This window comes from Pseudomonas sp. XWY-1 (assembly GCF_002953115.1).
In the GTDB taxonomy this organism is placed as follows: Bacteria; Pseudomonadota; Gammaproteobacteria; order Pseudomonadales; family Pseudomonadaceae; genus Aquipseudomonas; species Aquipseudomonas alloputida.
Genome location: NZ_CP026332.1, coordinates 2,555,018 through 2,568,185, shown reverse-complemented (window position 1 = coordinate 2,568,185; position 13,168 = coordinate 2,555,018). Strand labels below are relative to the sequence as shown.

General features: G+C 64.3%; 11 protein-coding genes. 4 read left to right on the top strand and 7 right to left on the bottom strand.

The window, feature by feature from the left end:
* Positions 1–49: 49 nt before the first annotated feature.
* Positions 50–1,318: a carbohydrate porin gene (locus PRJ_RS11995; RefSeq protein ID WP_004575294.1), complete on the top strand. Its 1,269-nt coding sequence runs from the start codon at positions 50–52 to the stop codon at positions 1,316–1,318.
* Positions 1,319–1,360: 42 nt separating this feature from the next.
* Here PRJ_RS11995 and argE read toward each other — a convergent pair whose 3' ends face one another.
* Together argE and PRJ_RS11985 are read right to left on the bottom strand one after the other, a co-directional pair.
* A complete protein-coding gene (gene argE / locus PRJ_RS11990) occupies positions 1,361–2,521 on the bottom strand; it encodes an acetylornithine deacetylase (protein ID WP_104961489.1) in 1,161 nt (386 codons plus the stop codon).
* Positions 2,514–3,191, bottom strand: a complete 678-nt coding sequence (locus PRJ_RS11985) for a DUF1028 domain-containing protein (protein ID WP_010954425.1) — start codon at positions 3,189–3,191, stop codon at positions 2,514–2,516. Before PRJ_RS11985 ends, argE begins: the two co-directional genes overlap by 8 nt.
* Positions 3,192–3,508: 317 nt before the next feature.
* Here PRJ_RS11985 and PRJ_RS11980 point away from each other — a divergent pair, with 317 nt between their 5' ends.
* Positions 3,509–4,828, top strand: a complete 1,320-nt coding sequence (locus PRJ_RS11980) for an NAD(P)/FAD-dependent oxidoreductase (RefSeq protein ID WP_104961488.1) — start codon at positions 3,509–3,511, stop codon at positions 4,826–4,828.
* The gene (locus PRJ_RS11975) at positions 4,828–5,244 is read left to right on the top strand and encodes a RidA family protein (protein ID WP_014590706.1); all 417 of its coding nucleotides are present in this window, start codon (positions 4,828–4,830) and stop codon (positions 5,242–5,244) included. The genes PRJ_RS11980 and PRJ_RS11975 overlap by 1 nt, the downstream gene beginning before the upstream one ends.
* A 285-nt stretch (positions 5,245–5,529) precedes the next feature.
* On the opposite strand, the gene PRJ_RS11965 is transcribed toward PRJ_RS11975, so the two are convergent.
* Positions 5,530–6,357, bottom strand: a complete 828-nt coding sequence (locus PRJ_RS11965) for an amidohydrolase (RefSeq protein ID WP_104961487.1) — start codon at positions 6,355–6,357, stop codon at positions 5,530–5,532.
* Between the two features lie 148 nt (positions 6,358–6,505).
* Between PRJ_RS11965 and PRJ_RS11960 the strand changes: the two genes are divergently transcribed.
* Complete coding sequence (locus PRJ_RS11960; protein ID WP_104961486.1) at positions 6,506–7,444, top strand: LysR family transcriptional regulator; 939 nt, start codon at positions 6,506–6,508, stop codon at positions 7,442–7,444.
* 80 nt (positions 7,445–7,524) lie between these two features.
* Here PRJ_RS11960 and PRJ_RS11955 read toward each other — a convergent pair whose 3' ends face one another.
* The 4 genes from PRJ_RS11955 to pgm all read right to left on the bottom strand — a co-directional run bounded on the left by PRJ_RS11955 (position 7,525) and on the right by pgm (position 13,167).
* Positions 7,525–9,930, bottom strand: a complete 2,406-nt coding sequence (locus tag PRJ_RS11955; RefSeq protein WP_104961485.1) for a TonB-dependent receptor — start codon at positions 9,928–9,930, stop codon at positions 7,525–7,527.
* 67 nt (positions 9,931–9,997) lie between these two features.
* The gene (locus PRJ_RS11950) at positions 9,998–10,942 is read right to left on the bottom strand and encodes a FecR domain-containing protein (protein ID WP_104961484.1); all 945 of its coding nucleotides are present in this window, start codon (positions 10,940–10,942) and stop codon (positions 9,998–10,000) included.
* Positions 10,939–11,451, bottom strand: coding sequence for a sigma-70 family RNA polymerase sigma factor (locus tag PRJ_RS11945; RefSeq protein ID WP_010954430.1), 513 nt, complete (start codon positions 11,449–11,451; stop codon positions 10,939–10,941). Before PRJ_RS11945 ends, PRJ_RS11950 begins: the two co-directional genes overlap by 4 nt.
* Positions 11,452–11,529: 78 nt before the next feature.
* Positions 11,530–13,167, bottom strand: a complete 1,638-nt coding sequence (gene pgm, locus PRJ_RS11940; RefSeq protein ID WP_064492658.1) for a phosphoglucomutase (alpha-D-glucose-1,6-bisphosphate-dependent) — start codon at positions 13,165–13,167, stop codon at positions 11,530–11,532.
* Position 13,168 lies beyond the last annotated feature (1 nt).

The following is a 13,168-nucleotide window of genomic DNA, read 5'->3' as shown; positions in this document are numbered from 1 at the left end:
GAGCGGGCTTGCCCGCGAATGCCCCTCAAAGACAATCCGAGATTCTGTAATGCCATCCGCAATTCGCATCACCCCCACCCTGCTGCTGGCCCTGGCCAGCACCACCGCCCTTGCCAACGACGACCTCATGACCCGCAGCACCCTGACCGGTGACTGGGGCGGCCTGCGCCATCAACTCGAAGAAGACGGCGTCAAGATCACCGGCGACTACAGCGGTGAAACCGCCTACAACGCCCACGGTGGCCTGCACCGTTCGGCGCGCTATTCGCAGAACGTCAAGCTGGGCGTGCAGTTCGACCTGTCGAAACTGTACGGCCTGGACAACGGCGGCAAGGTCCAGCTGACCATCAACGACCGCCGCGGCAACAGCGCCTCGGAAGACCTGGTAGGCAACCGCCTGCCAATCCAGGAAAACTTCGGCGGCCTGTACACCCGCCTGACCGAGCTGAGCTACGAGCGCACGCTGTTCACCCCGGCGCTCAACGTCAAGCTGGGCTACATGGCCATGGGCAACGACCTCGGCGGCCTGGACAGCGGCATCCTGTGCAACTTCATGAACGCCGGCTTCTGCGGCCACCCGCTGAACATGTCGGGCGGCAGTGGCTGGACCAATTACCCCAACGCCCACCTCGGCGTGCGCGTGAAGTACGACCTGTCACCTGCCTGGCAGTTGCGCGTGGCAGCGTTCAACGTCGATCCTGAAAGCAACGGCAACTCCAGCCGCGCCTGGCACCTGGGGCCCAAGCACACCACCGGCACCGTGGTTCCGGTAGAACTGGTATACAAGCTGCAGGGTGAACTGCCAGGCGAGTACAAGCTTGGCTACTACTACGACAGCTCTGATGTGAAACGCATCGGCAGCGATGATGAAGTGTCCGGCCGGGGTGGCCATTACCTGCTGGTCGACCAAGCGGTGTGGAACGACCAGGCCTCCCCAGGCCGAAGCCTGCACGCCTTCGGCCAGTACTCGGCGTCGAGCAAAGCCGCTTCGCCGTTCACCAAGTGGTATGGCGCCGGCGTGGTGCTGTACAAGCCATTCGAAGGCCGCCCGAAGGATACCGTGGCACTGGGTTACGGCCGCGCCGTACCCAACCCGCGTAGCCGCGATGTGCTGGAAGATGCCGCGTTCAACGCGGGCCAGCAGTTCCCGGATATCGACAGCGCCGAGCAGTTGATCGAACTGAGCTACGGCTACCAGGCCACGCCGTGGCTGAACCTGCGCCCGGATGTGCAATACATCATCGAGCCAGGGGCGTTTTCGGGCAAAGACATCGACAACGCACTCGTGGTCGGCCTGCAGGTCAAGGCGACCTTCTGAACCGCCGGGGCCGCACTGCGGCCCCATCCGCCGGCGCAACCCTCAAGCCTGTTTGAGGTAGTCCACTAGTCTCAGCAGCATGGCATCACAGCCGCGCAACTGCTCGACACTGACAAACTCATCCGGCTTGTGGCCCTGGTCCATGCTGCCAGGGCCGCACACCACGGTGGGGATGCCCGCCTGGTCGAACAAGCCACCTTCGGTACCAAACGCTACCGTGCCGAACGTATCCGAACCGCTGAGTAGCGCCACCAACCGCGCAGCCTCGCTGTCTTCCGGTGTCGCCAGCCCCGGATAGGCACTCAGCGGCGCCAGGCGAATGGCGCTGGCGGTATTGACCTTGCGCATACGCGGCAGCAACTCGGCTTCAGCATAGGTTTGCAACTGGTCGGCGACCGCCTGCGCCTCGAACCCTGGGAGCGCACGCACTTCGAAATCGAACTCGCACTCGTCCGGCACGATGTTCAGCGCCCTGCCCCCTTTGATCACGCCGGCCTGCACCGTGGAGAACGGCGGATCGAAGCGCTCGTCATGATGGGCCGGCTGTGCCAGGGCATCGCCGATGTCGCCCAACTTGCCAATCAGTTTCGCCGCATACTCGATGGCGTTCACCCCATACGGCGCGTACGCCGAATGGCACGCTGCGCCCTGTACCTGGCAACGCATTGCCAGCTTGCCCTTGTGCCCCAGTACCGGTTTGAGTTCGGTGGGTTCACCGATCAGGCACAGCCGTGGTTTACACGGGCGCTTTTCGAGGGCAGCCAGCATCGAGCGCACGCCCAGGCAACCGACTTCTTCGTCGTAGGAAAACGCCAGGTGTACCGGCATGCGCAACGGCTGCGCGAGAAACGCGGGCACAGCAGCCAGCACCGAGGCGATAAAGCCTTTCATGTCGGCCGTGCCGCGGCCATACAGGCGGCCGTCACGCTCACTCAGGGCAAACGGCTCGACCGTCCAGGCCTGGCCATCCACCGGCACCACATCGGTATGCCCAGACAGCACCACACCGCCAACATCCCTGGGGCCGACAGTGGCGAACAGGTTGGCCTTGGTGCCCTCCGGGTTATGGAACAGCTCGCATTCCACCCCCAGCTCGGCCAGGTAATCACGGATAAAACCGATCAGCGCCAGGTTGGAGTCGCGGCTCACCGTGGCAAAGCCGATCAGCCGGGCCAGCAGCGCGCGACTGGCAAATTCACTCATCGCCCGGCACCCCATAGCTTGGCGCGGCGGTCGGGTTGAGGGCGCGGGTGACGTAATCCTGCATCTGCGGGCGATAGGCTTGCCACAGGCCATCGAGCACACCGATCGGGTCGCTGTCGGCCCAATCGACGCGCAGGTCCACCAGCGGCCAGGTCAGCTCGCCAGCAATCTTCAGCGCCGCCGAGTGCACGGGCCCGGCTTCGCCACCCGCGGCCATCGCCGCGTGCATGGCTGCCAGCAGGCGGTCGGCCAGGTGGCCGCCGGCCTGCTCGAAGGCCAGCACCATGGCTTCGATCACCTGGGTCGAGGACAGCAGGTTGCCAGCCGCCGCGCATTGTTCACCGGCCATTGCATGGTGTGTGCCCAGTGCTTCCCGCCCGGTGAACAGGGCCACCTGGCCGTGGCTGTCGATCACCGTGACCTGGCGGTACTCACTCCAGCCATTGGCACTGAGCACCCTGTCCAGCGCAGCGGCGGGCGGCAACTGGCCATGCTCCAGGGCATCGAGAATCTGCGGGCCCAGCGCCGGCAGGGTGATGTTCTGGGTCGAGACTGCGCCCACACCGGCACGCACCCAGGGGCAACGGGCACCCACGGCGATGCTCGACGAGCTGATGGCAATACCGACCTGGCCGGTTTCCTGGCAACGACCAATGATGGAGAACGTCATGTCATGGTTCCTGTTGTGCTGTGCGATACACGGCATTCTGAGTGGAACCTTCGGGCGGGCGAAACGACCTTTTTCCGAGGGGGTAGGCAGGAAAAAACTATGCTCAGGGGCCCGCCCTTCGCACCCGCTCGAAAAACCACGTCACCCACCCGGCCAACCTGCCCCACAGGCCAGAGAAATCAAGGCCTTCGCCGTTTTATCGGCAAGCACCAGCTAAATACTATTTTCGCCATTTCCACGGCATCCCTAGTCTGGCTCCAGGCAACGGCGGTCCTCCAAACCGACCTGACAATAACCGCCTGAACAAGGGCTCGGACATGACACTGAACAACCTCGAAATCGACACCCTCGTCGTCGGCGCCGGCCAGGCCGGCGTGGCCATGAGCGAACACCTGAGCAAGCTTGGTGTGCCGCACCTGGTACTGGAGCGCAACCGCATCGCACAGGCCTGGCGTACCGGCCGCTGGGACTCGCTGGTCGCCAACGGCCCAGCCTGGCACGACCGCTTCCCGGGGCTGGAATTCAACCTCGACGCCGATGCATTCGCCGGCAAGGACCAGGTGGCCGACTACTTCGAGCAGTACGTACGCAAGTACAACCTGCCCGTGCGCACCGGCATTGAAGTGAAGCGCGTGGTGCGTAACAGCGACCGCCCTGGCTTCACCATCGACACCAGTGAAGGCGTGATTCGCGCCAATCACGTAGTCGCTGCCACCGGCCCGTTCCAGAAACCGGTGATCCCGGCCATCGCGCCGAAAGACAGCAACCTGCACCAGATTCATTCCGCCGCTTACTTCAACCCAGAGCAGTTGCCTGAAGGCGCGGTACTGGTGGTCGGTGCCGGCTCTTCCGGCGTGCAGATTGCCGAAGAGCTGATGCGCGCCGGACGCCAGGTGTACCTGTCGGTCGGCGCCCACGACCGCCCGCCGCGTGCCTACCGCAACCGCGACTTCTGCTGGTGGCTGGGCGTGCTGGGCGAGTGGGACGCGGAAATTGCCAAGCCCGGTCGCGAGCATGTGACCATCGCGGTCAGCGGCGCCCGTGGTGGCCACACCGTGGACTTCCGTGCCCTCGCCCACCAGGGCATGACCCTGGTCGGCCTGACCCAGTCGTTCGAAAATGGCGTCGCGCGCTTCCAGGACAACCTGGTCGAGAACATCAACCGCGGCGACGAAAACTACCTGGCCCTGCTGGATGCGGCCGATGCCTACATCGAACGCAACGGCCTGGACCTGCCGGAAGAGCCCGAAGCCCGCCAGCGCCTGGCCGACCCGGAGTGCATGCGCAACCCGCTGCAGCAGCTGGACCTGGCCAAGGCCGGCGTCAGCAGCATCATCTGGGCCACCGGTTACGGCGTGGATTTCAGCTGGCTGCAGGTAGACACCTTCGATGCCAACGGCAAGCCCCAGCACCAGCGTGGTGTGGCCCGTGAACCGGGCGTGTACTTCCTCGGCCTGCCGTGGTTGTCGCGCCGTGGTTCATCGTTCATCTGGGGGGTGTGGCACGACGCCAAGCACGTCGCCGGCCACATCGCCACGCAACGTACCTACACCGCCTACCGCGACCGCGAGCAACGCGCAGCGGATGAGCAGCAAACCGCCAAGATCAGCAATGTCAGCACCCTCGGAGCCCACTGATGCCTACCCATACTCGCATCCGCATGTTCAACACCAAGGAAACCTACCCCAACCAGACCCTGGACAACGACTTGTGCCAGGCCGTGCGGGCGGGCAATACCATCTACGTGCGCGGCCAGGTCGGTACCGACTTCGAAGGCAAGCTGGTGGGCCTGGGTGACCCGCGCGCACAAACCGAACAGGCGATGAAGAACGTCAAGCAACTGCTTGAAGAAGCCGGCTCGGACCTGTCGCACATCGTCAAGACCACCACCTACATCACCGACCCGCGCTTCCGCGAGCCGGTGTACAAGGAGGTGGGCAAGTGGCTCAAGGGCGTGTTCCCGATTTCCACCGGGTTGGTGGTGGCCGGGTTGGCCCAGGCCGAGTGGCTGATGGAGATCGACGTGATCGCCGTGGTTCCCGATCAGCAATGATCGCAGGCCTGAATGGCGGGTGGTGACTGCCACCTGCCGTCCAGCCACGCCTGGGTTGCCCGTGCCGCAGCTTGCAAGCGTTGAGGTGCGGGCACGCCAACGGACGAAACTTCCACGCTGACACGTCGCCCGCATTTCGCGCGCGGCTGGCTACCCGCCGCCAGCTCCAACGCCGTCAGGTGTGCCAAGTCCTGTCCATTCAATAGGCCGCCCTCCCTCCGCCGAGGCCGAACACAAAACCCGTGGTAAAGGCTGTCGCCAGGCCGATGCCACGCAGGCCACCGGCTAGGCAAACCCGAACAATCGCCGAGGGGTGTCCCACATCACTGTGCGGCGCAGCCGGGCATCCGGCATCAGGCGCTCGGCCAACTTCAGCAGCGGGCCGTAGTCCACCCGCGCGGGCTGGCGAATGAACGGCCAGTCCGAACCCCACACACAGGCTTGGGCGCCAAAGGCTTCGAGCAGGGCCTGCACGTATGCACTGCTTTGTTCGAACAAGGCATCCGCTGCGGCAAACTTCTGCATACCTGACAGCTTCACGCAGGCGCGGCCACTGTCGGCCAGCCGCAGCAACGCCTGGAAGCCGGCCTGCTGCACGCCGGCAGCGACATCCGGGCGGCCGCAATGGTCAATCAACAGACGAGCCTGCGAGCCTTGCAGCACGCCTTGCAGGTCCAGCAGCTGGTCGCCACACACCTGCAGCTGGGCGAACAGGCCAAGCTCGGCGAGCTTGCCGAGCAGCCCGTCAACGCCCTTGAGGCTGGCTACCCCGTACAGCGCGGGGTTGAAGGCAATACCCACCACGCCTTGCGCCTGCAAGGCCGCCAGCGCATCGAGGTTGATGTCCGCCTTGACCACCGCCACCCCCTTGAACCGCCCCTGCCCGCTGGCCAAGGCATGCAGCAGGTAGCGGTTGTCGGTGTGGTAGCCGCTGTTGGGGCCCACCAGCAAGGCATGTTGCACGCCGTAAGCGTCCATCACCCGGGTGAACTGCGCCTGGGTGGCGACCTCCTGACCGGAGGGCGCATAGGGTGCGTCGGGGTGATAGGGGAAACGGGCAGGGTCAAACAAATGGTTATGGCAATCGATCTTCGCTTCGTCAAATATGTTCACGCAGCACTCCCGTCAAGCGCCACTGCGCTTGTCTGCAGATCTTGTTATTGTGCGCCGCAAGGGCGATTAGGCTGGGGTTCACGATACTGTGTGGCCGGCTTTGACGCTCATACCCAGATGGCGAAAACCATAACCGAAGGTAATACACATGCTGCTTGGCAACGAAGGCGCGGACGCAAGCCCCATGGTGTTCAAACTTCGGCACATGGAAGTGTTCAGGGCGGTGATGCTGACGGGCTCGATCAGCGCGGCGGCCAAATTGCTGTATGTGTCGCAGCCGGCGGTGAGCAAGCTGATCCAGTACATCGAAGCGCGCCTGGCCTACCCGCTGTTCGAGCGCGTCAACAACCGCCTGGTGACGACGGCCGAAGCGCAGGTGCTGTTTCGCGAGGTTGAGCGGGTGTACCAGGCAGCGTTGCAGGTCAACGAATGCGCCCTCGCGCTGGGCGCTGGCGGCCAGCGCAAGCTGCGTATCTCGTGCAGTGCATCGTTGTCCACGGTGGTGATCCCGATGGCCCTGGCCCAGCTCAAGCGTGAATCACCGTCACTGAATATCGAGTGGCAAACCTCGTTGATGGGCGAAATGCCCAATCAGATCCTGTCGAAGAAGGTCGACCTGTCGATCGCCGCCCTGCCGGTGGTGCACGACCACCTGCATTCGCAAGCGTTCATGCGTGGACGCATGGTGGTGGTGATGCCGCCGGGTCACCCTTTGGCCGGTCAGCCCGCGCTGACCTTGCAGCAGCTGGAGGGCCATGCGTTGCTGCTGTTCCGGCCCGACATGCCGTTTGGCAAGCTGTTGGCCGAACACATCGGGCGCCGCGGGCTACAGCTGAAATCACTGTTGTCGTTCACCAATGCCAACGAGGCTGTGGCGTTGGTCAAGCAAGGCATGGGCATCAGCGTGATCGACGAGTTCGTTGCACAGGACAGCGGGCTGGCGGTGGTGCCGTTGGCCGATGACATTCACTTCGATATCAGCTTCGTCTATTCGCGCTTCGAGCCGCCCTCGCATGCGGCGCTGCAGTTGATGCGGGTGTTGCAGGGGCAGGCGCAGAAGCTGGGGCGGGCGCTTGCGCCGGGCTGATCATCTACGCAACCGCCCCACCGAGTCGCCTGATTCCCGATCGCACCCGCTCCCGCTGGGTAGGTATACAAGGGTTCGGTTTAAAAGCCGACCGTGGCCGAGAGCAGATAGGTCCGCGGCGTAGACAGGGTCAACCCCGGCTCACTGTCATCCGACGCCCCCGCCGAGCTCCAGTAGCGATCATCGAGCACATTCTCGACACTGGCCCGCAAGGTAACCTCGGTGGCGTCCACCTTGAAGGCATAACGTGCACCCAGGTCATAACGCTCCCAGCCATCGATGCGCTTGCTGTTGTTCTGGTCCAGGTACTGGGAACTTGAGTGAATGCCGCGCGCTGTGAAGGTCAGGCCGTTCACCCCTGGCACGTCCCATTCAGCCCCCAGATTGACGTTGTATTCGGGCGTGGCCGGCGCGCGGTTGCCATCGTAGGCACCGCCGACGGTGTCGGTCAGCTCGCTGTCGATATACATCACCCCACCCAACACCCGCACGCCCTGCACCGGTTCACCGAACACACTCAGCTCGATGCCGCGGTTGTCACGCTTGCCATTGGGGCCGAACACCCGCGAGGTGGGGTTGGTCTCGTAGGCCGGCTGGCGAATGCGGAAGGCGCTGGCAGTAAAGGCCACCTGGCCGAGGTCGTACTTGGCCCCCACCTCGACCTGGCGGCTGGTGAACGGCGGGAAGATCTGGTCTTCGTTGATCGACGTCGATGGGGCGATCTTGCCTTGGCTCAGGCCCTCCATGTAGTTGGCGTACAACGAGAGCTGGTCGGTGACCTTGAGCAATACGCCCCCAGAGGGCGAGACCTTTTCTTCGTCATAGCCCGTTTCGCCTTTGACGCCGTCGCTCCAGTCATCCACCTGCACCCGTTGCCAGCGCGCACCCAGGGTCAACAGCAGGCGGTCGTCAAAAAAGCCAAGGGTGTCGGCCAGGGCCACGCCGGAGAAGCGGTTTTCCGTGTAGACCTCGGGGTCGAGGCGAGTTGGCGTACCGGGTGTCGGTGCGGCCACCGGGTTGTAGAGGTTGCTCGGCGCCGAGGCATAGCGCGCCCCGCCGTTGGTGAAGTCCATGTAGTAATAGCTGGCGGCCAGGTTCAGCTCGTGGCTCACCGGCCCGGTATGGAACCAGTGACGTAAACCGGCCATGGCGGTGCGCACCGACTCGTCCCGGGTAAAGTCACGCGGCTGCACGGTGAAGTCGCCGGCATCGTTGGTGATCGACACGTTATGGCGCAGGAAGTCATGGTTGCTCTTGCGCGCACCGACCGCACCATAGGCCAGCAGCGATTCGCTGATATCGTACTCGGCGTTCAGCGCACCGAATGTGTCGTTGGTACGCGCCTTGCTCCAGGCCTGGGCGTAGTTGTGGCGTACGTCATTGGCATTGGGCACCTTGGCATTGGCACCGACCAGCACACGCTCCTGCGGGGCATCGGTGTCGCGTTCGGTGTGGCCCAGGTCTGCCGAGAGACGCAGGCGCTCGCCTCGAAAATCCAGGCCCAGCACCGCCATTTCGCGGTCGACGCGCTGGTGGTCCCATTCAGTATCACCGGCCTGCTTCACGCCATTGAAGCGCACGCCGAACTGCTGGCCTTCACCAAAGCGACGGCCGATGTCCACTGCACCGCCAGCCTGGCCGGCCGAGGCGTAGCTGCCGGTGAATTCGGTGATCGGCTTGTCAGCGGCTCGCTTGGGCTGCACGTTGATACCGCCGCCCACGCTGCCACGCGGCGAAATGCCGTTGATCAACTGGCTGGGGCCTTTGATGATGTCGACCCGGTCGGCCATTTCCATGTCGATCGAATAGGTCGGCAAGATGCCATAGAGACCGTTGTAGGCCACATCACTGTTGAACAGGCTGAAGCCGCGAATGGTGAACTGCTCGAAACGCCCGCCCGCCGGGTTGGTAGCACGCACCGAAGGGTCACTGGCAATCAGCTCGCCCAAGGTGCGCGCCTGCTGGTTCTTGACCAGTTCGCTGGTGTAGCTGGTGATGCTGAACGGGGTTTCCATGAAGTCGCGCGAACCGAGCAAACCTTGCGCGCCCTGGCGTGCCACTTGGCCACCGGCATACGGCTGCGCTTCGTTGCCTGCGGCCAGGCCGCCGACGATGCGAGTGGGGGCGATTTCCAGCGCGCCACTGGCCTGGGGGGCCGGCATCAGGGTGAAGGCCCCCTCACCCACCGGTAGCGCCTGCAGGCCGCTACTGCGCAGCAACTGGTTGAAGCCTTCATCGACACTGTAACGACCGGACAAGCCGTTACTTTGCCGGCCCTCTACCAATGCCGGGTCCAGTGAAAGGCTGACACCGGCCTGGTCGGCGAAATGGGTCAAGGCGGCACCCAGGCTGGCTGGCGCCACCTGGAACGTACGCCGGGCCGGCTCATCGGCCCATGCGGGTGCACACAACAGCAGGCTCATCGCGAACAATGGATGTGCTGCGCGCGCCAGTGGGCGCAGGCGGCAGGATTTTACTGCAGGCATTGAACAAGGCTCCCCTTTTATTTTCTCCTACCGGTAATGACCGGCGAGTGAAAAAAAGGGGACAGCCTCATGCTCGATTTTCTCGTGCGGTCAGGCTCACCCAATAACGCGTGCGGGTCTGCACTTGCAACGGCAGGCTGGCGGCGAGCAGGGCCAACACCCGGTCGGTGTCGTCAAGGCGGAACGTGCCGGTAACACGCAAGCGCTCCAGTTCTGGTGCCCAGCGCAGTACGCCGGGGCGATACCTGCGCAGTTCGTGCAGCAACTCGCCCAGTGGGCGGTCGTCCAGCCGTAGCGCACCTTCGCGCCAGCCCAGTTGCCATGCGTCGAGGGCTTTGACAGGGCCAACGCCAGCCGCCTGCAAACTGGCCTGTTGGCCGGCCTGTAGCATCACGGCTGGACCACGCAACGGCTGCAGGCTGACCGCCCCCTTGATCGCCGACACCCGGCAGGCCTCATCAAGCAGGCGCAGGCACGCCTCGCCCTCACTGAGCACCACCCGACCGTAAGGCACCTGCAAGGTAAGGCTCAGGTTAGCGGGCACGCTGACGGCCACTTCACCGCGCAGCAGTGCCACGCGGCCTGCACCCAGCTGGATATCGACCGCACTGTCGGTGTTCAACTGCAACAAGGTGCCGTCGCTCAGCAGTGCCTGCCTGCGCTCCCCGACTGCGGTGCGCATGTCGGCGGTCCAGGCATCCAGCGGCAGCTCACGGCTCACCAGCCAGGCCACCGGCAACAACGCCGACACACCCAGGGCTTGTTTGAGCAGTGCCCGACGACCGGCATCCGGACGATCCAGGGCGGCCATCGCCAATGCGCCGGGCAACCCGGCAAACCGCGCTCGCAGCAGCGATGCCTTTTGCCAGGCGTCTTCGTGCAGGTGACTGCTGGCGCGCCATTGCGCCAGACGCAGCAGGTCAGATTCGCTTGCGTCGCCAGAATCCAGCAATGCCAGCCAACGGGCTGCAGCACGCAGCGCCTCGCGGGTTTCTGGGGTGTGGGGGCTCATTGCAACTCGGCCAACAGGCAATGTTCGTAAGCCTGCGCCATGTAGCGTTTCACCGAGCGCTGGCAAACGCCCAGGCGCTGGCCAATCTCGGCGTAGCCCAAGCCTTCCAGCTGGCTCCAGAGAAAGGCCTTGCGTATCGCCGGCTTGAGGCCGTCGAGCAATTCATCCAGCGCTTGCAGGGTTTCGAGCAGTACCCAGCGCTGTTCTGGCGACGGCACGTGTTGCTCGGGCAACTGCGCCAAGGCATCAAGGTAGGCCTGCTCCAGGCTACGTCGCTGGTGGAAGTTGCTGAGCAAACGCTTGCCCACGGTCAGCAGGTAGGCACGCGGTTCGCGTATGTCTGCCAGCGGCTGGGCGCTGGCCAGAATGCGCAGAAAAGTATCCTGACTGAGGTCGGCGGCATCCCAGGCATTGCCCATACGCCGGCGCAGCCAGGCTTCAAGCCAGCCGCGATGCTCCCGGTACAGGGCAGGCAGGCCAGGCTCCGGTGGCGGCGCGGCGTCGATCATGAGGAGGGTCCTGCGGCGGAGCAAATAAGATTAATTCTAATTTACATCACACCACAGAACCAAGCGGTTTGTTACCGGTCAGGCAATGGCTTCATCGACCAGCACTTGTGCTTCCTGCACCAGACGCTGCAAATGCGCCTCGTCGATGAAGCTTTCGGCGTAGATCTTGTAGATGTCTTCAGTACCCGACGGGCGCGCGGCGAACCAGCCATTGGCAGTCATCACCTTAAGCCCGCCAATCGCCTGGCCATTGCCTGGGGCGTGGCTGAGGATCTGCACGATCGGCTCACCGGCCAGCTCTGTCGACTTCACCTGCTCCGGCGCCAGCTTGCTCAGCAACGCCTTCTGCCGCGCATCGGCCTTGGCCTCGACACGGGTGGCGAACGGCTTGCCCAGCGCCTCGGTCAGGTCGGCATAAGCCTGGCTCGGGTTACGCCCGGTACGGGCGGTCATTTCGGCGGCCAGCAAGGCCGGGATCAAGCCGTCCTTGTCGGTGGCCCACACCGAGCCATCGCGGCGCAGGAACGAAGCCCCTGCACTTTCTTCGCCACCAAAGCCGAGCGAACCGTCGAACAGGCCCTGGGCGAAGAACTTGAAGCCCACCGGCACCTCATACAGATCGCGGCCCAGCCGTTGGGTAACGCGGTCGATCAGGCCGCTGGAGACCACGGTCTTGCCCACGGCGGCGTCACTGCGCCACTGCGGGCGGTGGCGGAACAGGTAGTCGATGGCCACGGCGAGGTAGTTGTTGGGTTGCAGCAGGCCGTCAGGGGTGACGATGCCGTGGCGGTCGTGGTCCGGGTCGCAGGCGAAGGCCACGTCAAAGCGCTCGCGCAGGCCTATCAGGCCTTGCATGGCATACGGCGAGGAAGGGTCCATGCGGATCTGGCCGTCCCAGTCGACGGTCATGAAGCGGAAGGTCGGGTCGACCTCGGTGTTCACCACTTCCAGGTCCAGCTGGTAGTGCTTGGCAATTGCCGACCAGTAGCGTACCCCTGCCCCGCCCAGCGGGTCGACGCCCAGGCGCAACCCGGCGCCACGGATGACATCGAAATCGATGACGTTTTCCAGGTCGGCCACATAGTTGCTGACGTAATCGTGGCGGTGGGTGGTCGGCGCCTGCAGCGCCTGGGCATGGTCCATGCGCTTGACGCCCGCCAGGTTAGCCGCCAGCAGCTCGTTGGCCTTGCCCTCGATCCACTTGGTCACGTCGCTGTCGGCCGGGCCGCCGTTGGGCGGGTTGTACTTGAAGCCACCGCTTTGCGGCGGGTTGTGCGACGGGGTGATGACAATACCGTCAGCCAGGCCCTGCGTGCGGCCGCGGTTGTGACAGAGGATGGCGTGGGAAACCGCCGGCGTAGGCGTGTATTCGTCATCCTTGGACAGCATCACCTGCACGCCGTTGGCGGCCAGCACTTCCAGTGCGCTGGCGGTCGCCGGCGCTGACAGGGCGTGGGTATCGGCGCCGATGAACAGCGGGCCATCGATGCCTTTTTCCTGGCGGTACAGGCAGATCGCCTGGCTAATGGCCAGGACGTGATACTCGTTGAAACTCAATTCAAGCGAACTGCCCCGGTGCCCCGAGGTGCCGAAGGCCACGCGCTGGGCCGCCACGGCAGCGTCTGGGCGGCCCGTGTAATAAGCGGTAAGCAGCCGGGGAATATCGACCAGCACGCTGGCCGGAGCCGGCTTGCCTGCCAAAGGACTGAGCGTCATG

What these genes read in the sequence shown, in the direction of transcription:
- PRJ_RS11945 (WP_010954430.1), bottom strand. Translation starts at nt 11,451, where the DNA reads ATGATCGACGCCGCGCCGCCACCGGAGCCTGGCCTGCCTGCCCTGTAC.
- PRJ_RS11980 (WP_104961488.1), top strand. Translation starts at nt 3,509, where the DNA reads ATGACACTGAACAACCTCGAAATCGACACCCTCGTCGTCGGCGCCGGC.
- argE (WP_104961489.1), bottom strand. Translation starts at nt 2,521, where the DNA reads ATGAGTGAATTTGCCAGTCGCGCGCTGCTGGCCCGGCTGATCGGCTTT.
- PRJ_RS11995 (WP_004575294.1), top strand. Translation starts at nt 50, where the DNA reads ATGCCATCCGCAATTCGCATCACCCCCACCCTGCTGCTGGCCCTGGCC.
- PRJ_RS11960 (WP_104961486.1), top strand. Translation starts at nt 6,506, where the DNA reads ATGCTGCTTGGCAACGAAGGCGCGGACGCAAGCCCCATGGTGTTCAAA.
- PRJ_RS11975 (WP_014590706.1), top strand. Translation starts at nt 4,828, where the DNA reads ATGCCTACCCATACTCGCATCCGCATGTTCAACACCAAGGAAACCTAC.
- PRJ_RS11950 (WP_104961484.1), bottom strand. Translation starts at nt 10,942, where the DNA reads ATGAGCCCCCACACCCCAGAAACCCGCGAGGCGCTGCGTGCTGCAGCC.
- pgm (WP_064492658.1), bottom strand. Translation starts at nt 13,167, where the DNA reads ATGACGCTCAGTCCTTTGGCAGGCAAGCCGGCTCCGGCCAGCGTGCTG.
- PRJ_RS11985 (WP_010954425.1), bottom strand. Translation starts at nt 3,191, where the DNA reads ATGACGTTCTCCATCATTGGTCGTTGCCAGGAAACCGGCCAGGTCGGT.
- PRJ_RS11955 (WP_104961485.1), bottom strand. Translation starts at nt 9,930, where the DNA reads ATGCCTGCAGTAAAATCCTGCCGCCTGCGCCCACTGGCGCGCGCAGCA.